General features: G+C 70.9%; 20 protein-coding genes. 13 read left to right on the top strand and 7 right to left on the bottom strand.

Annotated features, from left to right (window positions below):
• Positions 1-2: 2 nt before the first annotated feature.
• The gene (locus tag AC3EO4_RS25345) at positions 3-941 is read left to right on the top strand and encodes a COX15/CtaA family protein (protein WP_379569102.1); all 939 of its coding nucleotides are present in this window, start codon (positions 3-5) and stop codon (positions 939-941) included.
• A gap of 72 nt (positions 942-1,013) precedes the next feature.
• The gene (locus AC3EO4_RS25350) at positions 1,014-1,754 is read left to right on the top strand and encodes a SanA/YdcF family protein (RefSeq protein ID WP_379569104.1); all 741 of its coding nucleotides are present in this window, start codon (positions 1,014-1,016) and stop codon (positions 1,752-1,754) included.
• Here AC3EO4_RS25350 and AC3EO4_RS25355 read toward each other — a convergent pair.
• The gene (locus tag AC3EO4_RS25355) at positions 1,739-2,956 is read right to left on the bottom strand and encodes a PrsW family intramembrane metalloprotease (RefSeq protein ID WP_379569105.1); all 1,218 of its coding nucleotides are present in this window, start codon (positions 2,954-2,956) and stop codon (positions 1,739-1,741) included. The two genes, AC3EO4_RS25350 and AC3EO4_RS25355, sit on opposite strands and share 16 nt — an antisense overlap.
• A 53-nt stretch (positions 2,957-3,009) precedes the next feature.
• Entirely contained in the window at positions 3,010-3,963 is a 954-nt protein-coding gene (locus tag AC3EO4_RS25360; protein WP_379569107.1) for a heme o synthase, read from the bottom strand.
• 238 nt (positions 3,964-4,201) lie between these two features.
• On the opposite strand from AC3EO4_RS25360, the gene tkt reads away from it, so the two are divergent.
• From tkt to AC3EO4_RS25395, 7 genes are all read left to right on the top strand, one after another.
• Positions 4,202-6,295 (top strand): transketolase, encoded by a 2,094-nt coding sequence (gene tkt, locus AC3EO4_RS25365; protein WP_379569109.1) that lies wholly within the window; start codon positions 4,202-4,204, stop codon positions 6,293-6,295.
• A gap of 3 nt (positions 6,296-6,298) precedes the next feature.
• The gene (gene tal / locus AC3EO4_RS25370; protein ID WP_379569110.1) at positions 6,299-7,390 is read left to right on the top strand and encodes a transaldolase; all 1,092 of its coding nucleotides are present in this window, start codon (positions 6,299-6,301) and stop codon (positions 7,388-7,390) included.
• A gap of 2 nt (positions 7,391-7,392) precedes the next feature.
• Complete coding sequence (locus AC3EO4_RS25375; protein WP_379569112.1) at positions 7,393-8,997, top strand: glucose-6-phosphate isomerase; 1,605 nt, start codon at positions 7,393-7,395, stop codon at positions 8,995-8,997.
• Between the two features lies 1 nt (position 8,998).
• On the top strand, positions 8,999-10,600 hold the full coding sequence (zwf, locus tag AC3EO4_RS25380) for a glucose-6-phosphate dehydrogenase (protein WP_379569114.1): 1,602 nt from the start codon (positions 8,999-9,001) through the stop codon (positions 10,598-10,600).
• 67 nt (positions 10,601-10,667) lie between these two features.
• Entirely contained in the window at positions 10,668-11,579 is a 912-nt protein-coding gene (gene opcA / locus AC3EO4_RS25385; protein WP_379569116.1) for a glucose-6-phosphate dehydrogenase assembly protein OpcA, read from the top strand.
• Positions 11,580-11,738: 159 nt separating this feature from the next.
• Positions 11,739-12,515 carry a 6-phosphogluconolactonase gene (gene pgl, locus AC3EO4_RS25390; protein ID WP_379569118.1) on the top strand — a complete coding sequence of 259 codons (777 nt, stop codon included), beginning with the start codon at positions 11,739-11,741 and terminating at the stop codon, positions 12,513-12,515.
• 123 nt (positions 12,516-12,638) lie between these two features.
• On the top strand, positions 12,639-13,853 hold the full coding sequence (locus AC3EO4_RS25395; protein ID WP_379569120.1) for a S8 family peptidase: 1,215 nt from the start codon (positions 12,639-12,641) through the stop codon (positions 13,851-13,853).
• A gap of 52 nt (positions 13,854-13,905) precedes the next feature.
• Here the strand turns inward: AC3EO4_RS25395 and add are convergent, their stop codons facing one another.
• From add to AC3EO4_RS25415, 4 genes are all read right to left on the bottom strand, one after another.
• Positions 13,906-14,916: an adenosine deaminase gene (gene add, locus AC3EO4_RS25400; protein WP_379569122.1), complete on the bottom strand. Its 1,011-nt coding sequence runs from the start codon at positions 14,914-14,916 to the stop codon at positions 13,906-13,908.
• A 73-nt stretch (positions 14,917-14,989) separates the two neighbouring features.
• A complete protein-coding gene (locus AC3EO4_RS25405) occupies positions 14,990-15,562 on the bottom strand; it encodes a TetR/AcrR family transcriptional regulator (protein ID WP_379569124.1) in 573 nt (190 codons plus the stop codon).
• A 10-nt stretch (positions 15,563-15,572) separates the two neighbouring features.
• The gene (locus AC3EO4_RS25410) at positions 15,573-16,409 is read right to left on the bottom strand and encodes an oxidoreductase (protein WP_431898175.1); all 837 of its coding nucleotides are present in this window, start codon (positions 16,407-16,409) and stop codon (positions 15,573-15,575) included.
• Positions 16,410-16,448: 39 nt separating this feature from the next.
• Entirely contained in the window at positions 16,449-17,165 is a 717-nt protein-coding gene (locus tag AC3EO4_RS25415; protein WP_431898176.1) for a hypothetical protein, read from the bottom strand.
• A 71-nt stretch (positions 17,166-17,236) separates the two neighbouring features.
• Between AC3EO4_RS25415 and AC3EO4_RS25420 the strand changes: the two genes are divergently transcribed.
• Both AC3EO4_RS25420 and AC3EO4_RS25425 read left to right on the top strand, forming a co-directional pair.
• Positions 17,237-17,815 carry a Clp protease N-terminal domain-containing protein gene (locus AC3EO4_RS25420; RefSeq protein ID WP_488186356.1) on the top strand — a complete coding sequence of 193 codons (579 nt, stop codon included), beginning with the start codon at positions 17,237-17,239 and terminating at the stop codon, positions 17,813-17,815.
• A 114-nt stretch (positions 17,816-17,929) separates the two neighbouring features.
• On the top strand, positions 17,930-18,697 hold the full coding sequence (locus AC3EO4_RS25425; RefSeq protein WP_431898177.1) for an intradiol ring-cleavage dioxygenase: 768 nt from the start codon (positions 17,930-17,932) through the stop codon (positions 18,695-18,697).
• Positions 18,698-18,786: 89 nt separating this feature from the next.
• On the opposite strand, the gene AC3EO4_RS25430 is transcribed toward AC3EO4_RS25425, so the two are convergent.
• The gene (locus AC3EO4_RS25430) at positions 18,787-19,818 is read right to left on the bottom strand and encodes a GNAT family N-acetyltransferase (protein WP_431898178.1); all 1,032 of its coding nucleotides are present in this window, start codon (positions 19,816-19,818) and stop codon (positions 18,787-18,789) included.
• Between the two features lie 192 nt (positions 19,819-20,010).
• Between AC3EO4_RS25430 and AC3EO4_RS25435 the strand changes: the two genes are divergently transcribed.
• The gene (locus AC3EO4_RS25435) at positions 20,011-21,405 is read left to right on the top strand and encodes an NAD(P)/FAD-dependent oxidoreductase (RefSeq protein ID WP_431898180.1); all 1,395 of its coding nucleotides are present in this window, start codon (positions 20,011-20,013) and stop codon (positions 21,403-21,405) included.
• Between the two features lie 10 nt (positions 21,406-21,415).
• Positions 21,416-23,053, top strand: a complete 1,638-nt coding sequence (locus AC3EO4_RS25440; RefSeq protein WP_431898182.1) for an amidohydrolase — start codon at positions 21,416-21,418, stop codon at positions 23,051-23,053.
• Positions 23,054-23,287 lie beyond the last annotated feature (234 nt).

Genomic DNA, 23,287 nt, shown 5'->3' on the forward strand with positions numbered 1-23,287 from the left:
ACGTGAAATCCTTGTGGCCGCCGACCGCTCGCTCGATGTCCCTGTGGGCCCTGCTCGGTGTCATCGCCAACGCCGGCATCACCGTCACGGGTGTGGCCGTGAGGGTCACGGGATCGGGGCTCGGCTGCCCGACCTGGCCCAGGTGCACACCGGACAGTTTCATCCCCGTCGCGCACCCCGAGCACAGCTGGGTCAACATGTCGGTGGAGTTCGGCAACCGCCTGCTCACCTTCGCGGTGCTCGCGGTGGGCGCGATGTGCCTGCTGACCGCGTGGCGGCTGCGGCCTCGCCGTACCGACCTGGTGCGCCTGGCGTGGCTGCAGCCCGCGGGCGTCCTCGCCCAGGCGCTGTGGGGCGGCCTGGTGGTGCGCACGATGCTCAACCCGGTGACGGTCAGCGTCCACTTCCTCATCTCCATCGGGCTGATCGCGGGCTGCTGGGCGCTGTACGCCCGCTCCCGCGAGGGCGACGCCCCTGCCAGGCGCGTCGTCCACCGCGACATCCGCAGGCTCGGCCACGTGCTGGTGGCGGCCGTGGCCGTGCTCCTGGTCGCCGGCGTCGTGGTCACGGGCACGGGTCCTCACTCGGGCGACGCGCTGGCCAGCCGTTTCGACTTCGACATCGAGACCGTGGCCAGGCTGCACGCCGACATCGTCTACGTCGTCGTCGGCCTCACCTTCGCCCTGCTGTTCGCGCTCCACGTCAGCGACGCGCCGAAGCACGCCCGCAGGGCGGCGCTGACGCTGCTGCTGATCGAGCTGGCCCAGGGCGCGATCGGCTACATCCAGTACTTCCTCGCCGTCCCCGCCTTCCTGGTCGGCCTGCACGTGCTCGGCTCGACGCTGGTGTGGATCGGCGCCCTGCGCGTGGCGACCAGCCTCAGGGTCCGCGAGGAGCTGCCCGCCGCCGCCCCCGCGGCGCCGGTCCCCCTCCCCCACTGATCGCCCACCCCCGCGGTGGGGCATATGGCACGATTGGTCCGCCACTCCCCCACCGGCGGAAGGTGCGTGTTCATGCTTTTTGCCCGTTCCTTCCGGGTTTCCCGTACGGCGCTGCGCCGCACCTACCAGGCGGCCGTGGCGCTGAGCGTTCTGGCGATCGCCCCGCTGACCTGGGCATGGCTGGGCAGCGACGACCGCAGGGTGGTGGCGGACACACCCGGCTGGCTGGAGGAGGTCCCCTCCTCCGGCACCGCCCTCGTCCTCGGCGCGGGGCTGTACGCGGGACACCCGAGCCCGATGCTGGCCAGGCGGCTCGACATCGCCGCCGAGCTCTACCGCGCGGGCAAGGTCAGGGCGCTGCTGCTGTCGGGCGACAACAGCCGCAAGGACTACGACGAGCCCTCGGCCATGCGCGACTACCTGCTGGTCAGAGGCGTCCCCGACACCGTCATCGTCCGCGACTACGCGGGCTTCGACACCTGGGACTCGTGCGTGCGCGCCCGCCAGGTCTTCGGCGCGCGGGACGTCACCGTGGTCACGCAGGTCTTCCACCTGCCGCGCGCGGTCACGCTGTGCCGTACAGCCGGCATGGAGACGTTCGGCGTGGGCGACGACTCCACCAAGCAGTGGGCGGTGACCACCTACGCCTCCGCCGCCCGCGAGTTCTTCGCCGCGGCCAAGGCGCTGGGCGACGTCGTGCTCGGCGCCCAGCCGGTCTTCCCAGGCCCGAAGGAGACCTCACTCACCGAGGCGCAGAGCCTCTCGCCGCGCGGTCCCCGAAGCGAGCCTCAAGGCGCTCAGAGCGGCCACTGACCGTCGGTGGAGGGCGCGGGGGCGCCCGGCGCGTAACCGGGCGGCGGGGTGCCGCGGGCGGCGGCCCTGGCGTGGCGCTCCGGCACGGGAAAGCCGGCCCTGGCCGCGCTCATGCACTCCAGCAGCGCCCGCTGCTCCTCGTGGAAGGTCTGGTCGTCGACGATGTGGCGGGCCGCCCGCTCGTGCAGCAGCCCCAGCTCGGTGGCGGCCAGCTGGTAGTCGCTCATCGCCCGCAATCCCGCCTTGCCGCCGTGCGCCTTGGCCCACTGCCTGGCCTGCCTGCGTCGCGACAGCGCCGACAGCATGTAGATGTCGGCCGCGTCGACCAGCCTGGTCGGCTCGTAGGGCGGCAGGTAGCGCTGCAGGAGGGCCACGATGCGCCGCCGGTCGCGGATGACCACGCCGATCAGGACGAACAGCACCGCCAGCAGCACCAGGTAGGCGATCACCAGGCCCGCGAAGCCGCCGTAGGAGGCCAGGCCGTTCCACATGCCGTGCAGCAGCATCGCGCCGATCCAGCCCGCGAGGATGACCAGGGCCCGGTCGGAGCCCGTGCGCCTTGCGGCGTAGGCGACGGCCACGCCCGTCATCGAGGTGAACAGCGGGTGCGCGAACGGCGACAGGATCCCGCGCAGCACGACCGTCACGGCCAGTCCCTGCACGCCCAGCTGGTCCTGGGCGGCGATGTAGTAGCTGACGTTCTCCGTCATGGCGAAGCCGAGCCCGACCATGCTGGCGTAGATGACGCCGTCGGTGGGCCCGTCGAGCTCGGCGCGCCTGAACCTGAGCAGGCCGAGCAGCACCAGGCCCTTCATCGTCTCCTCGACCACGGGCGCGCCGAAGGTCGCGGCGATGTTGCGCGCGCTGGCCGCCGACAGGCCGACGGTGTCGGTGATGTAGTGCAGGTTGAGCGAGTTGACCACGCCGGCCACCAGCACCGCGATGCCGGCGCCCCAGGCGTAGGCGAAGATCAGGTTGCTGCGCGGCTCCGGCTCCATCCGGTCGAGCGCGAGCACGGCCGCCAGCAGCAGCGGCACCGGCGCCATCGCCAGGACGAGGGCGACGAGGAACTGCACGGGCGCCCCGTTGAGCACGTCGAAGGAGAACGACACCAGGGCGCAGATGCCCGCCAGCACCAGACCCGCGATCAACGCGAACGACGGGCGGTCCTTGAACACCCAGCGTGGATCACGGGTCTTCATACGGTGAATGTAACGGATCGCCATAGCGCTGTCCTTCCCACTTCGAGAGCAGGTCAGGCCAGCAGCGGATCGATCGCGACCGCGAGGAACAGCAGCGCGAGGTAGGCGTTGGACCAGTGGAAGAAACGCATGGGCCGCAGGTCGACGCCGCTCTTGCCGGCGTTGAGCCTGCCCAGCAACCGGTAGATCTCCACCAGGCAGAAGGCGCCGAGCACGACGGCGACGATCGGGTAGAGCAGCGTGGTGTCCGCCACCGGCCACAGCAGCAGCGAGCAGGCCACCGTCGCCCAGGTGTAGGCGATGGACTCCAGCACGACCCTGCGCTCGGTGGCCACGACGGGCAGCATCGGGATCGAGGCGGCCGCGTAGTCCTCCTTGTAACGCATCGCCAGCGTCCAGGTGTGCGGCGGCGTCCAGAAGAACACGACGCCGAACAGGACCAGCGGCGTCCATTCCAGGCCGCCGGTGATGCCGGACCAGCCGATGACGACGGGCATGCAGCCCGCCAGGCCGCCCCACACGATGTTCTGCGACGTGCGGCGCTTGAGGATCATCGAGTAGACGAAGACGTAGAAGAGGATCGCCGACAGGTTGAGCGCCGCCGCCAGCAGGTTGGTGGTGATCCACATGCCCGCGACCGACAGGGTCCCGAGGACGATTCCGAAGACGAGCGCCGAACGCGGGGTGACCTGGTGCCTGGCCAGCGGCCGCTTGCGCGTGCGCCGCATCTTCACGTCGATGTCGCGGTCGATGTAGCAGTTGAGCGCGTTGGCGCTGCCCGCCGACAGGGTGCCGAACACCATGACCGACAGGGCCTTCCACAGCGGCGGCAGGCCTCCCGCGGCCAGGAACATGACCGGCAGCGTCGTGATCAGGAGCAGCTCGATGACCCGCGGCTTGGTCAGCGCGACGTATGCCTTGACGACCGCGGCGAAGGAGCGCGGCGCGACGGCCGCCGCGGGGGACGCGGCCTCGGCCGGCGATTGCCTGTTCGTGAGCACCGTCAAGGCGCTTCCAGCGAGTGCGGAGTCAACGCGTAACCTCTGAAGAGAGCGGAACCGTGGACGCCGAGCACCAGACGTCCTGCGAACAAACAAACTGTAGTCGCAGGGTGGGCCGGTCCGGCCAATGGGGGCACTGGGGGCCGGGTTGGTCCTCTCCGGCAAGGTCCACTCAGTTAGGGTCAGTGTGGGCGGGAAAAGCCACCAGCACCACCATGACAACTAGATTCCGGAGATCGAGCAGTTGAGCACCTTTGAATGGACCGACCTCGACAAGAAGGCGGTCGACGTCGTCCGAGCCCTGGCGATGGACGCGGTCGAGAAGGCGGGCTCCGGGCACCCGGGCACCGCGATGAGCCTGGCGCCCGCGGCATACCTGCTCTTCCAGAGGACCATGCGCCACGACCCCACGGACCCGACGTGGGTGGGTCGTGACCGTTTCGTGCTGTCGTGCGGCCACTCCAGCCTGACGCTCTACATCCAGCTCTATCTGTCGGGCTACGGCCTCACCCTCGAGGACATCGAGCGCCTGCGCAGCTGGGGCAGCCGCACCCCCGGCCACCCCGAGCACGGGCACACCGTCGGCGTGGAGACCACCACGGGCCCGCTGGGCCAGGGCATCGGCAACGCGGTCGGCATGGCGATGGCGGCCCGCCGCGAGCGCGGTCTGTTCGACCCGGAGGCCGAGCCTGGCGCCAGCCCGTTCGACCATCACATCTGGTGCATCGCCTCCGAAGGTGACATCGAGGAGGGCATCAGCCACGAGGTCAGCGCCCTGGCCGGCCACCAGAAGCTCGGCAACCTGACCGTGCTGTTCGACTCCAACCACATCTCCATCGAGGACGACACCGCGATCGCCCTGTCGGAGGACGTGGTCAAGCGCTACGAGGCCTACGGCTGGCACGTCCAGACCGTCGACTGGACGAAGACCGGCGAGTACGTCGAGGACGTCAAGGCCCTGCACGACGCCCTCGAGGCCGCCCGCGCCGAGACCGACAGGCCCTCCTTCATCAGGCTGCGCACGATCATCGGCTGGCCCGCGCCGAACAAGCAGAACACCGGCAAGGCCCACGGCGCCGCGCTCGGCGCCGAGGAGGTCGCCGCCACCAAGACGATCATGGGCATGGACCCCGCCAGGTCCTTCAACGTGCCCGCCGAGGTGCTGGAGCACGCCCGCCAGATCGCCGAGCGCGGCCGCTCGGCCCACGCCGAGTGGGAGAAGTCCTACGCCGACTGGCGCCTGGCCAACCCCGAGCGCGCCGAAGAGTTCGACCGCATCTCCCAGCGCGAGCTGCCCAACGGCTGGTACAAGGCGCTGCCGAGCTTCGAGATCGGCTCGTCGATCTCCACCCGCAAGGCCTCGGGCGACGTGCTCAGCTCGGTGGCGGGGGTGTTGCCCGAGCTGTGGGGCGGCTCGGCGGACCTGGCCGAGTCGAACAACACCACGATGAAGGGCGAGCCCTCCTTCATCCCGGAGGAGTACCAGACCAGGGAGTTCCCCGGTAACCCCTACGGTCGCACGCTGCACTTCGGCATCCGCGAGCACGGCATGGGCGCCATCCTCAACGGCATCGCGCTGCACGGCGGCACCCGTCCCTACGGCGGCACCTTCCTGGTGTTCTCCGACTACATGCGGCCCGCCGTACGGCTGGCGGCGCTGATGCAGCTGCCCGTCATCTACGTGTGGACGCACGACTCCATCGGCCTGGGCGAGGACGGCCCCACCCACCAGCCGGTCGAGCACCTGTGGGCACTGCGCGCCATCCCCGGCCTCGACGTGGTCCGTCCCGCCGACGCCAACGAGACCGCGGCGGCGTGGAAGACCGTGCTGAAGCACACCGACCGCCCCGCCGCGCTCGCCCTGACCCGGCAGAACCTGCCGGTGTTCGAGGGCACCAGCGCCGAGGGCGTCGCCAGGGGCGGCTACGTGCTGCGCGAGGCCTCCACCCGGCAGCCGCAGGCGGTGCTGATCGCGACCGGCAGCGAGGTCGAGATCGCCGTCGCGGCGCGCGACTTGCTGGAGTCCGAGGGAATTCCGACGCGCGTGGTCTCGATGCCGTGTGTCGAGTGGTTCAACGGGCAGGATTCCGCGTACCGGGAGACGGTGCTTCCGCCGACGGTCAAGGCCCGCGTCGCCGTCGAGGCGGGAATCGCGCTGGGCTGGCGGGAGTTCGTTGGAGAGGCGGGCGAGGTGGTCAGTCTTGAACACTTCGGCGCATCGGCGCCGTACAGGACGTTGTACCAGCAGTTCGGCCTGACCGCCGAGCGGGTCGTGGCCGCGGCCAAGGCCAGCCTCGCCAAGCTGGGATACGACAAGGGCGAGACGACGGGAAATTAGGACATGTCGGAAAATCTGAAGAAGCTCACCGACCAGGGCGTCTCCATCTGGCTCGATGACATCAGCCGCGAGCGCCTGCGCAGCGGCAACCTGGAGCAGCTGATCCGCGAGAAGTACGTCGTGGGTGTGACCTCCAACCCGACGATCTTCGCCAACGCGCTCAGCAAGGGCGACGCCTATGACGCCCAGCTGCACGACCTCGCCGTGCGCGGGGTCGACGTGGGCGAGGCCGTCCGCGCCATCACCACCTACGACATCCGCTGGGGCGCCGACGTGCTGCGCCCGGTCTACGACGCCACGAACGGCGTGGACGGCAGGGTGTCGCTCGAGGTCGACCCGCGCCTGGCGCGCGAGACCGAGAAGACGATCGCCGAGGCCCGCTTCCTGTGGTGGGCGGTCGACCGGCCGAACCTGCTCATCAAGATCCCCGCGACGGTCGAGGGCCTGCCCGCGATCACGCAGGCGATCTCCGAGGGCATCAGCGTCAACGTCACGCTGATCTTCTCGCTCGAGCGCTACCGTCAGGTCATGGACGCCTGGCTGGCCGGTCTCGAGACCGCGCAGGCCAAGGGCCTCAACCTGGCGACCATCGAGTCGGTGGCCTCGTTCTTCGTCAGCCGCGTCGACACCGAGATCGACAAGCGTCTCGACAAGGCGGGCAAGCCCGAGCTGAAGGGCAAGGCGGGCGTCGCCAACGCGCGCCTCGCCTACGCCGCCTTCGAGGAGGTCATGAACTCCGAGCGCTGGCAGCGCCTGCGCGCCGCCGGCGCCCGCCCGCAGCGCCCGCTGTGGGCCTCCACGGGCGTCAAGGACCCCAACTACGTCGACACCATGTACGTCGACGAGCTGGTGGCTCCCGGCACGGTCAACACCATGCCGGAGAAGACCCTCGACGCCGCCGGCGACCACGGCCGCATCACGGGCGACACCATCCGTCCCTTCTACGAGCAGGCGTGGAACACCATGGCCGCGCTCAAGGAGGCCGGCATCGACTACGACGACGTCGTGAAGGTGCTCGAGGACGAGGGCGTGGACAAGTTCGAGGCCTCGTGGAACGACCTGCTCGACAGCGTCGCCAAGAAGCTGGCCCACTGAGAATGGACGTGACCTACCGCGAGGAGGGGGTGGCCGAGGCCGCCTCCTCCGTCGCGGCGCGGCTGGCCGACGCCCCCGCCCGCCTCGCGGCGGGCGAGGCCGCCCTGTGGGGGGCGGCGGCCGAGCCCGAGGCGGCCGTCCGCCTCGGGTGGCTCACCCTGCCGCGCACCTCGCGCGAGCTGCTTCCCGAGCTCGACAAGCTCGTGGAGCGGGTCCGCGCCGAAGGCCTCGACCATGTGGTCCTGGCGGGCATGGGCGGCTCCTCGCTCGCGCCCGAGGTCATCTGCAACACCGCCGACGTGCCGCTGACCGTGCTCGACACCACCGACCCCCAGCAGGTACGGCGGGCGCTCGACGACCGGCTCGACCGCACGGTCGTGGTGGTGGCCAGCAAGAGCGGCTCGACCGTCGAGACCGACAGCCACCGCAGGATCTACGAGGAGGCCTTCAGGTCGGCGGGCATCGACCCCTCCGACCGGATCGTGGTCGTCACCGACCCTGGTTCTCCTCTGGAGCAGGCGGCGATCGAGGCCGGCTACACGATCTTCCTCGCCGACCCCGAGGTCGGGGGGCGCTACTCCGCGCTGTCGGCGTTCGGCCTGGTGCCGAGCGCGCTGGCCGGAGCGGAGGTCTCGGAGCTGCTCGACGAGGCCGAGGAGATGCTCCCCTTGCTGCGGCTGACCGAGGGCAACCCCGGGCTCGCGCTCGGCGCCGCGCTCGGCGGGGCCGCCCTCGCCGGACGTGACAAGCTGATCCTGGAGGACCAGCTCAGCGAGATCAACGGCCTGCCCGACTGGATCGAGCAGCTGGTGGCCGAGTCCACAGGCAAGGACGGCAAGGGCATCCTGCCCGTCGTCGCCGCCGAGCCGACGGGCGCGCGCGACGAACTGGTGGTCGCCATCGAGTCCGACGACGGCGACGTCAGGGTGGACGGGTCGCTCGGCGCGCAGTTCCTCGTGTGGGAGTACGCCACGGCCCTGACCGGGCTCGTGCTCGGCGTCAACCCCTTCGACCAGCCCGACGTGGCCGGGGCCAAGGACAACACCGCCCGCGTGCTGGAGCAGGCGCCGGTCGCCGCCGAGCCCGCGCTGGTGGACGGGCCCGTCGAGGTCTACGGCGAGACCCACGCCAAGGACCTGTCAGGCGTGCTCACCGAGCTGCTCCACGCCGTTCCGCGGGACGGCTACCTGGCGGTCATGGCCTACCTCGACCGGCTGGCCGCCTTCGACGCGCCCGTGCCCAAGGACGCCGACTTCGAGCAGATGACCGAGGCGTGGACGGCGGCCGACGCCCAGACGCTGCGGGCGCTGCTGGCCGTACGGACCGAGCGGCCGGTGACCTTCGGCTGGGGGCCGCGCTTCCTGCACTCGACGGGGCAATATCACAAGGGCGGGCCGGCCAACGGGGTGTTCCTGCAGATCACCGGTGCCGTGACGGCCGACGTCCAGGTTCCTGGAAAGCCCTACACCCTCGGCGAGCTGCAGCTCGCCCAGGCGCTGGGTGATCAGCGGGCGCTCACCGAGCGAGGGCGGCCCGCCATACGACTGCATTTGACCGACCGCGTAGCGGGGATCGCGCACCTGCTCGCAGCCGCACAGGAGGTCTGAGATGACGGATCCGGCAGCGCCCGTGGAGGAGGCCGTCACCGCAGCGGCCGCCGCCGCGAGCACGGCCACCACGATCGAGGCGGCCGCCGCCAACCCGCTGCGTGACCCGCGGGACAAGCGGCTGCCCAGGGTGGCGGGCCCATGCGTGCTGGTACTTTTCGGCGTGACCGGTGACCTGGCGAAGCGGAAGTTGCTGCCGGCGATCTACGACCTGGGCAACAGGGGGCTGCTGCCGCCTGGTTTCTCACTCGTCGGGTTCGCCCGCCGCGACTGGGCCAACCAGGATTTCGCGCAGCTCACGCATGACGCGGTGAAGGAGCACGCGCGCACGCCCTTCCGCGAGGAGGTCTGGAAGCAGCTGGCCGAGGGCATCCACTTCGTGCCTGGCGAGTTCTCCGACGACGGCGCCTTCGACGCGCTGGCGATGGCGTTGAAGGAGATCGACCAGACCAGGGGCACCGGCGGCAACTACGCGTTCTACCTGTCGGTGCCGCCGAAGTTCTTCCCCACCGTGGTCAAGCAGCTCAAGCGCACCGGCCTGGCCGACGCGCCCGAGGGTTCGTGGCGCCGCGTGGTGATCGAGAAGCCGTTCGGGCACGACCTGAAGAGCGCGCACGAGCTGAACAAGATCACCAACGAGGCCTTCCCGGAGAGCTCGATCTTCAGGATCGACCACTACCTGGGCAAGGAGACGGTCCAGAACATCATGGCGCTGAGGTTCGCCAACAACCTCTACGAGCCGATCTGGAACCGCGGCTACGTCGACCACGTGCAGATCACCATGGCCGAGGACATCGGCCTGGCGGGGCGAGCGGGCTACTACGACGGCATCGGCGCGGCCCGCGACGTGATCCAGAACCACCTGCTCCAGTTGCTGGCGCTGGTCGCGATGGAGGATCCCACCTCCTTCGACGCCAACGCGCTGCGCAGGGAGAAGGAGAAGGTGCTCAAGGCGGTGCGGCTGCCCTCCGACCTGTCGCTCTACACCGCCCGCGGGCAGTACGCGGCCGGCTGGCAGGGCGGCGAGAAGGTGGTCGGGTACCTGGAGGAGGAGGGCATCCCGCCCACCTCCACGACCGAGACCTACGCGGCCATCAAGCTGGAGATCGCCAACAGGCGCTGGGCGGGTGTGCCGTTCTACCTGCGCACAGGCAAGCGGCTCGGCCGCCGCGTCACCGAGGTGGCGGTGGTCTTCCAGAAGGCGCCCCACCTGCCCTTCAGCAAGGACGACACCGAGATCCTCGGCCACAACGCCCTGGTCATCAGGGTGCAGCCGGACGAGGGCATCACGGTGCGGTTCGGCTCGAAGGTGCCGGGCACCGCGATGGAAGTGCGGGACGTGTCGATGGACTTCGCCTACGGCGAGTCGTTCATGGAGTCGTCGCCCGAAGCGTACGAGCGGCTGCTGCTGGATGTGATGATCGGCGATCCGCCGCTGTTCCCGCACCAGCGCGAGGTCGAGCTGTCGTGGAACATCCTCGACCCGATCGAGGAGTTCTGGGCCACCCAGGGGCAGCCCGAGGAGTACCCCGCGGGCACGTGGGGCCCGCCGTCGGCCGATGAGATGATGGCCCGCGACGGCCGCGTGTGGAGGCGACTGTGAACGAGCACAGCGAGAGAACCATCGAACACAGCACTTCGGAAGTCATCGGACCGACGAAGGAGGGCTCATGACTTCCTTCATGTTGACGGACACGACCGCCGGCAAGATCTCCAGCCAGCTCACCCGTCTGCGCCACCAGATGGGCGCTCCCGCGATCGGCATGGTGCTGACGCTGGTGGTGGTCTGCGACGAGCGTGACCAGTACGACTCGGTCCGCGCCGCCACCGAGGCCGCCCGCGAGCACCCTTCGCGGATCCTCGTGGTGATCAAGCGGGAGACCGACGAGGCCAACAGGCTCGACGCGGAACTGCGCGTCGGCGAGGCCACGCCCGGCGAGGTCGTCGTGCTGCGCCTGTACGGCGAGCTGACCGACCACGCCGACTCGGTGGTCAGCCCGCTGCTGCTGCCCGACACCCCCGTGGTGGCGTGGTGGCCGGGCGAGGCGCCCGCCATGCCCGCGCAGGACGCGGTCGGGTCGCTGGCCCAGCGCAGGATCACCGACGCCAAGTCCGCCCACGACGGCGTCAAGGCGCTGGCCGGCAGGGCCAAGGGCTACGCTCCCGGCGACACCGATCTGGCGTGGGCGAGGCTGACGCCGTGGCGCAGCCTGCTGGCCGCGGCGTTCGACCAGCCGGTGGGCAAGGTCAAGAAGGGCTTCGTCGACGCGGCCGCCGGCAACCCCAGCGCGCCGCTGATGGCGGCGTGGCTGTCGGAGCGGCTGGGCGCTCCGGTGAAGGTGGCCGAGTCCACCGGGCCCGGCCTGACCGCGGTACGGCTGTCGCTCGACGGCGGCGAGATCGCGGTCACCCGTAGCGACGCCCGCCTGGCCACCCTGTCGCGTCCGGGACAGCCTGACCGGCACGTGGCGCTCGCCCGCCGTACCACCTCGGAGCTGCTGGCCGAGGAGTTGCGAAGGCTCGACTCCGACGAGATCTACGAGGTGGCGCTGAAGCGGCTGGCTCGCTCGCACAAGTCCTGAGCTCCCGTCCGAAGGTCCCCGGTTCGACTGAACCGGGGACCTTCGGCCGTCGACCTCCACGCCGCTCTCGTTCCGAAGCCGCGGGCAGGGGCGCGATCCCGGCCGCGCGCCCGAGAGGCGGACGCGAGCCGACAGGTCGCCGCTCGATAGGGTGTGATCGTGAGCGTTCCCAACGTAGTCGTGCATCGCGACGCCGACGTGCTGGCCAAAGCCGTCGCCGCGCGGATCATCACCCGCCTGGTCGACGTGCAGTCGGCGAGGGGTTCGGCGTCGCTGGTGCTGACCGGTGGCACGGTCGGCATCGCCACCCTGGCCGCGATCGCCGAGACGCCCGCGCGTGACGCGGTCGACTGGCGCAAGCTGGACATCTGGTGGGGTGACGAGCGCTTCCTGCCCTCCGGAGACAAGGAGCGCAACGAGACCGGGGCCCGCGAGGCGCTGCTCGACCACGTCGACCTCGACCCCGAGCGCGTCCACGTCATGCGGGGGCCCGATTCCGGCATGACGGCCGAGGAGTCGGCCGACGCCTACGCGCAGGAGCTGCGCAAGGCCGCGCGTCCCGAGGACCACGGGCCCGTCCCCTCGTTCGACGTGATGCTGCTCGGCATGGGGCCCGACTCCCACGTGGCCTCGCTGTTCCCCGGCAACCCCGCCGTCTACGACACCCGTCCCGTGGTGGCCGTGCACGGATCGCCGAAGCCGCCGCCGGTGCGCATCTCGATGACCTTCCCCACCCTTCAGGCCTCGCGCGAGGTGTGGGTGGTGGCCGCGGGCGAGGAGAAGGCCGGGGCCGTACGGCTGGCGCTGTCGGAGGACTCGGGTCGGATGCAGGTGCCGGCCGCCGGCGCCAGGGGGCGGCAGCGCACGCTCTTCCTGCTCGACAGGGCCTCGGCGGCGAAGATCCCGCCGGGACTGGGCAGGATCGCCTCGCCGTGAAGCGGGGCGTCGTCGCCACAACCACCGGGCCATAAGCGGATTTGACACTAAATTTTAGGTCTTGTCAGCCCCGGGCGTGTTTTTTACCTTCATGGTCATCGACCTACGAAGGGAACGCCCCCCATGGTCTTACGCAACGTGGCCTTACGTCGCTGGGCCGCGGTCATCGCCGCGGCCGCCGCCGTACTCGCCGGCTCCGCTCCCGCCCTCGCCGACCCCGAGCCTTCGGGCAAGCTGGTCACCCCCAGCGCGGAGCCAGAGAACCTCGTTCCCGGCACCTACATCGTGGTCCTGAGGAACAGGCCCGAGGTGTCGAGGGCCGCCACCGACCTGACCGCCAAACACGGCGGCACCACGTTCAGGGAGTACCGGCACGCGCTGCGCGGCTTCGCCGTCCACGCCAGTGAGCGGCAGGCCAAGCGCCTGGCCGCCGACCCGTCGGTCGAGTACGTGCAGCAGGTGGTGGTGCACCGGGCCTCCGACACCCAGCCGAACCCGCCCTCGTGGGGCCTGGACCGCATCGACCAGCGCAACCTTCCGCTCAACGCCTCCTACACCTACGGGCCGACCGGTGCGGGCGTGCGCGCCTACATCATCGACACCGGCATCAGGCCCACCCACAGCGACTTCGGCGGCCGGGCCTCGATCGGCTTCGACGCGATCGGCGACGGCCAGAACGGCAACGACTGCCACGGCCACGGCACTCACGTGGCAGGGACGACCGGCGGCTCCTCCTACGGCGTGGCCAAGGGTGTGACGCTGGTCGGCGTCCGGGTCCTCAACTGCGAGGGCTCGGGCACCACCGACCAGGTCGTGGCCGGCATCGACTGGGTCACCGCGAACGCCGTCAAGCCCGCCGTCGCCAACATGAGCCTCGGGGGCAGCGCCGACGCCGTGCTCGACACCGCGGTCAAGAACTCCATCGCCTCGGGCGTCTCCTACGCCATCGCGGCGGGCAACGGCCTGTTCGGACTGTTCGCGCTGGACGCCTGCACCCAGTCACCCGCCCGCGTCCCTGAGGCGATCACCGTATCGATCACCAACAGCTCCGACACCAAGCCGTCGTGGGGCAACCGCGGCACGTGCGTGGACCTGTTCGCGCCCGGCTACAACATCACCTCGGCGTGGAAGGATTCGGACACCGCCTCGAGCACGATCAGTGGCACCTCGATGTCCACCCCGCACGTCACCGGCGCCGCCGCCCTCTACCTGCAGGGCCACACGGGAGCCACTCCCCAGCAGGTGCGCGACGCGATCGTGAACAACGCCACGACCGGCGTCGTCAAGAGTCCCGGCAGCGGCTCGCCCAACCGCCTGCTCTACATCCCGGGACTGTAGCCCCGCGGTCCCAGCCCCGCGGACGCGCCCCTGTCCGCGGGGCGCCCGGGTGTCAGGCCAGGGCGTCGATCTCCGCCAGCAGTGCCCGCTTGCCGTCCTGCCCCAGGTAGGAGGCCTGTACGGCATTGCGGGCGAACTGCGCGAGCTGCGCCTGCCCCATCCCGAACACGTGGGCGGCGACGCGGTACTCCGCGGCCAGCGTCGTGGCGAACATCGGCGGGTCGTCGCTGTTGAGCGTGACGAACAGCCCCTCCTCCAGCATGCGCGGCAGCGGGTGATCCTCGATCCGCTTCACCTGTCCCGTGCAGACGTTGGAGGTCGGGCAGACGTCGAGCGGCAGCTGCGTCTCCCTCAGGTGGGCGACCAGGCGGGGATCGTCGAGGGAGTTGATGCCGTGCCCGATCCGCTCGGCGCCGTAGCCCTCGATGACCTCCCACACCGTCTCGGGCCCGGACATCTCGCCACCGTGCGGGACGCTGTGCAGTCCGGCCGCGCGGGCGGCGGTGAAGGCGTCACGGTAGGCGTCCCGGTAGGCGGGCCGCTCCTGCTCGATCCCGCCGATGCCGAAACCTACCAACGCGGCGGGAGGTTCGTTGAGCGCGTGGTCCAGCGTGACACGGGCCGCCTCGGTCCCGTACTCGCCGGGGATGTCGAAGATGTAGGCCATCTCGACGCCGTGCTCGTCGAGCGACCGGCGCGCGGCCACGTCGAGCGCCTCGGTGACCGCGCGCATCGGCAGCCCGCGGACCCAGTGCGCGTACGGCGTGACCTGTAGTTCGACGTAGCGGCAGTTCTGCGGTGCGAGGTCGCGGGCCAGTCCCACCACCAGCGACGCGACGTCCTCAGGCTCGCGCACCAGGGCGTTGACCGCCTGGTAGACCTCGGCGAAGTGCGGGAAGTCGCGGAAGGTGTAGAAGGCCCGCAGCTCCTCCTCACCAGTGGGCACGCCGCTGTCGGGATGGCGGCGGGACAGTTCGAGCACGGTGGGCACCGAGGCGGAGCCGACCAGGTGCACGTGGAGTTCGACCTTGGGAAGGCGGTCGATGAAGTCGTCGATCGTCATGTCGACGACCCTAGGCATGCGCTCCCGCTGCCAGAAAGGCTTTGGGCGCGAATCTGACAACAACTCGTAAGGTTCAGCCCGCCCACGCGCGGGTGAGGGGAAGCAGCACGCCGTCGACCGCCTCGGCGGCGAAGGCGTCGTCGAGCGGCGGCCCGATGAAGATCAGCCGGTGCCAGACGAGCGCCTCCACGATCTCGAACAGCCGTCCCGCCTCGACAGTCGCGGGAAGCTCCCCCCGCGCCGCCGCCCGCTCGATCAGCAGCGAGGTGCCGGCCAGGTCGCGCACCGGCATGTGCTCGCGCAGCGTTCTGGCCAGCTCCTGGTGGGAGACGAGTGTGGACGACAGCCCCATGATGAGCCCGTGCTTGCGCTCGGCCGCCGCCGACAGGCCCCTGACGACCTCGACGAGGTCGCCGCGCAGCGATCCTGTGTCGGGAACCGGCGGCACGTCCATGTCGAAGCGGCGGCAGATGACGTCGACGACGAGCTCGGGCTTGCCCGCCCAGCGCCGGTAGATGGTCGCCTTGCTGGCCTTGGCGCGCTTGGCGATCTGGTCGACGGACATCCGGTCGTAGCCCATCTCCGACAGCAGGTCGAAGGTGGCGTCGAGAATGGCCTTCTCCCTGCCGGGATCCAGTGATGGCACGCGTGGGTCCTTAGTTGTAGGCGAACTCCTGGAATCGTACGCCGGTGAGCTCGGCGGAGATCTCCCACAACCGCGCGGCCAGCGCCTCGTCGAGAGCGTCCTTGCTGGGGGTCAGCGGCTTGGACCTGGGCCCGAGGTACTCACCTCCCCTGATGAGCGGCGAGGTGGCCGCGTAGAGGGAGGGCACCGCCCCGTCCTCGGCGCTGTGGAGGAAGAGCTTCAGCAGCGGCCGGAAGGGGCCCACGCTGAAGAAGTTGGTGGCGGTGGCGCCGGGGTGGGTGGCCACCGACAGCAGCGCCGAGCCCGCCCGCCTCGCCCTGCGCTGCAGCTCGAAGGTGAACAGCAGGTTGGCCAGTTTGGAGCGGCCGTAGGAGCTCACCTTGCCGTAGCCGCGCTCCAGGCCGAGATCGTCGAAGTCGAGTTTGCCGAACTTGTGGGCGTCGCTGGCCACGTTGACCACCCGAGGGGCGGGCGCGGCCAGCAGGAGGGGCAGCAGCAGCCCGGTGAGAGCGAAGTGGCCCAGGTGGTTGGTGCCGAGCTGCAGCTCGAAGCCGTCCTTGGTCTCGCCGCGCGGGATCATTCCGAGGCCCGCGTTGTTGATCAGCAGATCGACGCGCTCCACACCCGCGGCGAACTCCCTCACCGAGGACAGGTCGGCCAGGTCCAGCCTGCGGAAGCCGACGTCGGCGCCGGGGACGTCGCGCAGGATGCCCGCCACGGCGGCCCTGCCGCGTTCCGGGTCGCGGGAGGCGACGGTGACGGTCGCGCCACGCCTGGCCAGTTCACGCGCCGTGGGCAGGCCGATGCCGCTGTTGGCGCCTGTGACGATCGCTGCGAGCTCGGACATGGAACCCTCCAGGTGTACGAAACGGTTTCGTACACCACTCTAACGGTCGAGCCGCGCCCGCGCGTGCGCCTCCTCCCTCCTGGCCACCTCCGCCCGTTGGTCGGCTTCGGCGAGCTTCCTGCGCGCCTTCGCCAGCTTCCTCTCCAGGTCGGCGACCTTCGCGGCCCGCTCGTCCCTGTCCTTGACCGCCTGCGCCAGCGTGGCCCGCCATTCCTCGTGGGCGGCGGTCGCCTCGGCCAGTTCCCTGGCCTTGCGCTCCTCCGCGGCCCGCCTGTCCTCCTCCGACGGCTTGCGGGCCGGGCGGGACGCGGGGATCGGGGCGGGAGCGAAACCGCTGTAGCTGAGGGGCTTGGCCAGGCGGCCGCGCCGTACCTCCTCGGCGGCGCCGGCGTCCACGGTGGCGGCATCGAGCGTCTGCTCCACCTCGGTCCCCGCCGAGGACGCCAGCCGCATCAACCGCTGGGAGAGCTTGGAGCGCCGGCCGGTCAGCTCGCCCAGCGCGTCGGCGTCCTGCGCCGCCCAGGCCGCACGCAGTTCCTCGCCCAGCTCCAGCAGCTCGGCCAGTTCGGCGGGATGCTCGCGGGAGAGCTGGTTGACCGCCCACGCGGCGGCCGTGGGCTTGCGCAGCGCGGCCACCTGACGTGCGAGATCAGGACGTCCCGCCTGCTTGGCGGCGCGAGCCTCGGCCTCGCGGGCGGCGATGAACTCGGCCAAGGGAAGCGAATAGAGCCGGTCGGCGATCTCGTCAAGATCCACACTTGACAAGTACCCCACATGGCCGGATTTGTAGCGCATAGTGGAAGCAGCCAACTCGAGCGGAGGCCCCCGTGTTCGAGCGCTTCACCGACCGTGCCCGCAGGGTGGTCGTCCTGGCCCAGGAAGAGGCCAGGACGCTCAACCACGACTACATCGGCACCGAGCACCTGCTTCTGGGGCTGCTCCACGAGGACGACAGCATCGCGGGGATGGTCCTGCAGGACTGCGGCGCCGACCTCGGCGAGCTGCGCGAGGCGATCGAGGAGATCATCGGGCAGGGTTCCTCCCCTCCGGGAGGCCACATCCCCTTCACCCCGCGTGCCAAGAAGGTGCTCGAACTCTCGCTGCGGGAGGCCCTGCAGCTCGGACACCACTACATCGGCACCGAGCACGTCCTGCTGGGGCTCATCCACGAGGGCCAGGGCGTCGCCGCCCAGGTGCTCGTCGAAAGAGGGCTCGACCTGAACAGGCTCAGGCAGCGAGTCGTCCTGAAGCTCGGCTCCGCGTCCCCGAGGGACCGGCTGCACCTCGACCACAGGCTCCAGCAGATCCAGGAGAGCCTCGACAGGATCGAGCGGCGCCTGGACACCCTGGGCGCGCCCGCTGACGTCAAGGACACCGGACGGCTCGGCGACGCGAGCGAAGGCTAGAGCGAGACGTCCGTCGCCCGCCTCGCCTCCACAGACGCGCCTCACCCCGCTGTCAGGTGATTCTCAGAAACGCGGTGCAACCTGCCGGTATTCGGACAGACCGGAGGGCGCCACATGCACGCTGACGACAACCACGACCGGGGCCTCGCCTTCGACCTGCCGGGGCTGCTCGACCGGCGCGGGGCGCTCGGGCTCCTCGGTGGCGCGGTGCTCCTCGGCGCAGTCGGGTGCGCGGGCGAGGCCGGCTCCTCGGCCGCGCGGGCAGCCGCCGGGGAGATCCCCGACGAGACGACAGGGCCGTATCCCGGCGACGGCTCCAACGGCCCGAACATCCTCACCCAGAGCGGCGTCGTCCGCCAGGACATCCGCGCCGGCTTCGGCTCGGGGTCGGCGACCGCCGAGGGGGTGCCGCTGACCATCGAGCTCACCGTCACCGACGACGGCGCCCCCTACCGGGGCGCGGCCGTCTACCTGTGGCACTGCGACCGCGAGGGCCGGTACTCGATGTACTCGGAGGGGGTCACCGGCGAGACCTACCTGCGTGGCGTCCAGGAGGCCGACGCGAACGGCCTGGTCCGCTTCACCAGCGTCTTCCCCGGCGCCTACGCGGGACGCTGGCCGCACGTCCACTTCGAGGTGTACGGCAGCCTCGCCGAGGCGACCAAGGCCGGCGAGCAGGTCAAGACCTCGCAGCTGGCCTTCCCCGAGGACGTCTGCACGACGGTGTACGCCACCTCCGGCTACGAGCAGAGCGTCACCAACCTGACCCGGTCGTCGCTGGAGGACGACAACGTCTTCGGCGACGGCTACGAAAGCCAGCTGGCGACCTTGAGCGGGGACGTCTCGGGCGGCTACACCGCCAGACTGGCCGTGCCGGTCTGACCGGGCGCTCCATCGGATCGCCTCGGAGTGCGGCGGCGCCGCCGAGCTCGCCCCTGTGACCTTCGGGCTCGGCGGCGGTCGCGGTGGCCTCAGACCTGAGCCGTCGGCGCCATCCGGCCGGTGGCCATGCGGGCCTCGACCACGCCGGGATCGTCGGTGTAGTGCAGGTCAGCGCCCAGGCTGATCATCAGGCGGCGCATGCGGGTGTTGTCCGACAGCATGCTGGCGCGGATCTCGGCGAAGCCGTGGTCGCGGGCGAGATCGACGAGGATGCGGGCGAGCCTGGCGCCCAGCCCGCGGCCCTGCCAGCCGTCCTCGACCAGGACGGCGATCTCGGCGCTGCCCGGGTCCTGCGTGTACATGAGGGAGGCCAGAGCGACCACCTGGCCGTCACGGCAGGCCACGACCGACTCGCCGCGGTCACGGTCGCACAGCCGGTCGAACAGGCGCGGTGGCAGAGCAGGCATGGCGGTGAAGTAGCGGAAGCGGCGCGACTCCGGCGAGCAGCGGTCGTGCAGGTCGCGTACGGCCTCGCGAAAGGCCTCCGTCAGCGGGCGCACCTCGACCTCGACGCCGTCGGCCAGACGCAGCGCGCGGTCGGCCGGGCTCGGCTCGACGGGGGGCTGGGCCAGCCGTACGAGGGCGGCCGCGCGGGCGGCCTCGGTGAGGGTGAAGGGCAGCTCGCCGCGGCGCAACCGGATCGCCCGCTTGGGGGCGACGGGTACGACGAGCTGATGCGGGTCGGGCAGATCACTCACGTGATCACCGTAGGACCACCGGGCGGAATCGGCGCGCAGTAGCTCGGCGAGGAACTCGGGCAGGCGCCAGGGCTGGGCGCGCAACCGCAGGGCGAGGAGCAGGGCGCGGGTGGGCTCGTCGGCCAGCTCGTGGGCGGCGGCGGGCACGACGTGGACGCGTCGGCCGCCTGCGGCCTCGATCGCCGCGGCGACGTCCTGGGCGGAGGCGGGGACCTCGGCGACGAACTCGTCGACGGTGCCGTCGGTGTCGGGCTGGACGGACAGTCCCAGGATGTTGCCACCGCGCGCGGCCAGCGCGGCCGTGAGCGAGGCGAGGCGTCCCGGTCGTTCGTCGACCGTGGTGCGGATGCGCAGAAATGCCATGTGAGTGCTCCCCTCCGTTGCCGTTCCAGGATGCGGGAGATCTGTTACGCGCCTGCTACGCGGTGGTGGCCCCGCAGTTTCGTCTGCCGGATTCGCCCGCCGGGTGCGGTGCCGGGCGGGACCGCGGTCGGCCGACGCCCGAATCCGTGGCGGGATGCGCGAAGATGTGCGGATATAGCAGGATGTTGCCTCATGAGTACGCGTGTTCCTTCGTTCAGCGACGACTTCGTCAACGGAGACGTCTCCTTCTGGCATCGCTCCCTCGGCGACCCGTCCCCCGCTCCCGCCCTCGACGGCGACCGCAGGGCGGACGTGGTGATCGTGGGCGCGGGCTACACGGGCCTCTGGACGGCGTACTACCTCAAGCGGGCCAGGCCGTCGCTCGACATCGTGGTGCTGGAGAAGGAGTTCGCCGGATTCGGCGCCTCAGGACGCAACGGAGGCTGGCTGACCGGCGACCTGGCGGGCACGCACGAACGCTACGCCAAGACGCACGGCGTGGAGGCCACCAGGCTGTTGCAGCAGGAGATGTACTCCTCGATCGACGAGGTGATCGAGGTCTGCGGCAAGGAAGGCATCGACGCCGACATCGTCAAGGGCGGGGTGCTCAACGTCGCCAGGGGCAGCGCGCAGGCGGCCAGGCTGCGCGCGTCGGTCGCCACCGGCTCCAGGTGGGGCGTCGAGGCCGAGCTGCTGACCCCCGAGGAGCGTGAGGCCAGGCTGCGCGTGGCGGGCGCGGTCCAGGCCTCCTGGAGCCCGCACTGTGCCAGGATTCACCCCGGCAAGCTGGTGCGGGGGCTCGCCAAGGTCGTCAGGGAGTCGGGGGTGGAGATCTTCGAGCGCACGCCGGTCGCCGAGATCGCGCCGCACAGGGCCGTCACGCCGTACGGCAACGTCACCGCCGACTACGTGATCAGGGCCACCGAGGGCTTCACCGCCACGATCAAGGGCCTGCGGCGGCAGTGGCTGCCCATGAACAGCTCCATGATCGTCACGGAGCCCCTGCCGGACGCCTTCTGGGAGCAGGTCGGATGGGAGGGCTCCGAACTGCTCGGCGACATGGCCCACTACTACATGTACGCCCAGCGCACCGCCGACGGCCGCATCGCCTTCGGCGGCAGGGGCAGGCCCTACCTGTACGGCTCGCGCGTGGACGCCCGCGGGCACACCCACGACTGGACCATCGAGGCGCTGTGGTCGCTGCTGGTCGACTTCTTCCCCGCCGCCGCCCCCGCCAGGATCGCCCACGCCTGGTCGGGCGTGCTCGGGGTGCCGCGCGACTGGTGCTCCACCGTCCACGTGGACCACTCCACCGGCCTCGGGTGGGCCGGCGGCTACACCGGCCACGGCGTCACCACGACGAACCTGGCAGGCCGTACCCTGCGCGACCTGATCCTGGACGAGCCGAGCCCGCTCACGGGGCTGCCGTGGGTGGGCCGCGAGGTGCGCGCGTGGGAGCCGGAGCCGCTGCGCTGGCTCGGCGTCCACTCCATGTACCGCCTCTACCGCGCGGCCGACGCCCGCGAACGCTCGATGCGCCGCACGTCCTCCCTGGCCCGCATCGCCGATCTCATCACCGGTCACTAAGGAGTACTCGTTGCACACCCTCTTCCGCGGCGGCCGCGTCTTCACCGCCACCGGCTCCCCCTCGGCCGGCTCCCCCTCGGCCGGCTCCTCCTCGACCGGCGACGCCGTGCTCGTGCGCGACGGCGTGATCGTCGCCGTCGGCGACGAGGCCGACCTGGTACGGCAGGCGCCGGCCCACGAGACGGTCGACCTCGAGGGCGGCCTGCTCATGCCGGGCGTCACGGACGCGCACATCCACCCGGTGCAGGCAGGGCTCGAACACGCCAAGTGCGACCTGTCGGAGATCTACGGGCTCGACGCCTACGTGGCGGGGATCGCGGCCTACGCCGGCCGCTGCGACAAGGAGTGGATCGACGGCGGTGGCTGGGACATGTCCGCCTTCCCCGGCGGCCTGCCGCACCGCTCCCAACTCGACTTCCTCGACCGGCCCGCCTACCTGATCCAGCGCGACCACCACGCCGCCTGGGTCAATACCCGCGCGCTGGAGCTGGCGGGCATCACCCGCGACACCCCGGACCCCGCCGACGGAAGGATCGAGCGCGACGCCGACGGCACCCCCAGCGGTGTCCTGCACGAAGGCGCCATGGACCTGGTCGGCCTGCTCACCCCCCGCCCCACCGCCGACGACATGGACGCCGCTCTCGTGACGGCGCAGCGGCACCTGTTCTCGCTCGGCATCACCGGCTGGCAGGACGCGATCGTCGGCTCCTACGCGGGCTCCGACGACCAGCTTCCCACCTACCTGGCAGCGGCCAAGGCGGGACGGCTGAAGGCACGCGTCGTCGGCGCGCTGTGGTGGGACCGCGCCCAGGGGGCCGAGCAGATCGACTCGCTGATCGAGCGCAGGGCCATGGCCGAGGGCCTGGACAGGTTCAGCGCCGGCGCGGTGAAGATCATGCAGGACGGAATCACCGAGAACTTCACCGCCGCGGTGATCGAGCCGTACTGCAGGTGCGGCGGCACGGGCCTGTCCTACATCGACCCCGCCAAGCTGCGCGAGTACGTCGCCGAGCTCGACCGGCACGGCTTCCAGGTGCACTTCCACGCCATCGGCGAACGGGCCGTGCGCGAGGCGCTGGACAGCTTCGAGGGGACCTCCCCCGCCAACCGGCACCACATCGCGCACCTGCAGATCATCGAGCCCTCCGACGTGCCGCGCTTCGCCACGCTCGGGGTGACCGCGAACCTGCAGCCGCTGTGGGCCACCCACCACGCGCAGATGGACGAGCTGACGCTGCCCTTCCTCGGCGAGGAGCGTTCGGGCTGGCAGTACCCGTTCGCGTCGCTGCTGTCGCACGGGACCCGCCTGTGCGCGGGCAGCGACTGGCCGGTCTCGAACGCCGACCCCATCCAGGGGATGCACGTGGCGGTCAACCGTACCGAGCCGGGAGGTTCGGTCCACGCCGGCTACCCGACCGCGCAGACACCGTTCCTGCCCGGCGAGCGGATCGACCTGGCGACCGCCATGACCGCCTACACGGCGGGCTCGGCGTGGATCAACCGCTCGCCCGCGGGAACGATCGAGCCGGGCCGTCCCGCCGACCTGGTCGTCCTCGACCGTGACCCGTTCGAGCTGCCCTCGTCCGAGATCTGGACGGCGCGCGTGCGGCTCACCTTCGTCGACGGCGAACCGGTCTACCAGCGCTAGCCCCGACCCCGCGGAACGCACCCGCCCGGCGTGCTCGCCCGACCCCGAACCGCCTTGGCGGGTACACCGCCCCGAACAGCCTGTGCGGGTACACGGCCCCCGAGCGGCCTGGGCGGGTACACGACTCCGAACGGCCTGGGCGGGTCACCCGGCCCGCCGGGCGGTCTGGGCGGGTCACCCGGCCCGCCGGGCGGTTCCAGACGATCGGTCACTGAGCGACGAGGTGAGCCGCCC

The organism is Nonomuraea sp. bgisy101 (assembly GCF_057708945.1).

Coding starts and splice junctions, on each gene's coding strand:
- AC3EO4_RS25435 (WP_431898180.1), top strand. CDS start 20,011: ATGAGTACGCGTGTTCCTTCGTTCAGCGACGACTTCGTCAACGGAGAC.
- AC3EO4_RS25410 (WP_431898175.1), bottom strand. CDS start 16,409: ATGTCCGAGCTCGCAGCGATCGTCACAGGCGCCAACAGCGGCATCGGC.
- AC3EO4_RS25430 (WP_431898178.1), bottom strand. CDS start 19,818: ATGGCATTTCTGCGCATCCGCACCACGGTCGACGAACGACCGGGACGC.
- zwf (WP_379569114.1), top strand. CDS start 8,999: ATGACGGATCCGGCAGCGCCCGTGGAGGAGGCCGTCACCGCAGCGGCC.
- AC3EO4_RS25395 (WP_379569120.1), top strand. CDS start 12,639: ATGGTCTTACGCAACGTGGCCTTACGTCGCTGGGCCGCGGTCATCGCC.
- AC3EO4_RS25425 (WP_431898177.1), top strand. CDS start 17,930: ATGCACGCTGACGACAACCACGACCGGGGCCTCGCCTTCGACCTGCCG.
- AC3EO4_RS25375 (WP_379569112.1), top strand. CDS start 7,393: ATGGACGTGACCTACCGCGAGGAGGGGGTGGCCGAGGCCGCCTCCTCC.
- AC3EO4_RS25350 (WP_379569104.1), top strand. CDS start 1,014: ATGCTTTTTGCCCGTTCCTTCCGGGTTTCCCGTACGGCGCTGCGCCGC.
- tal (WP_379569110.1), top strand. CDS start 6,299: ATGTCGGAAAATCTGAAGAAGCTCACCGACCAGGGCGTCTCCATCTGG.
- opcA (WP_379569116.1), top strand. CDS start 10,668: ATGACTTCCTTCATGTTGACGGACACGACCGCCGGCAAGATCTCCAGC.
- add (WP_379569122.1), bottom strand. CDS start 14,916: ATGACGATCGACGACTTCATCGACCGCCTTCCCAAGGTCGAACTCCAC.
- AC3EO4_RS25355 (WP_379569105.1), bottom strand. CDS start 2,956: ATGAAGACCCGTGATCCACGCTGGGTGTTCAAGGACCGCCCGTCGTTC.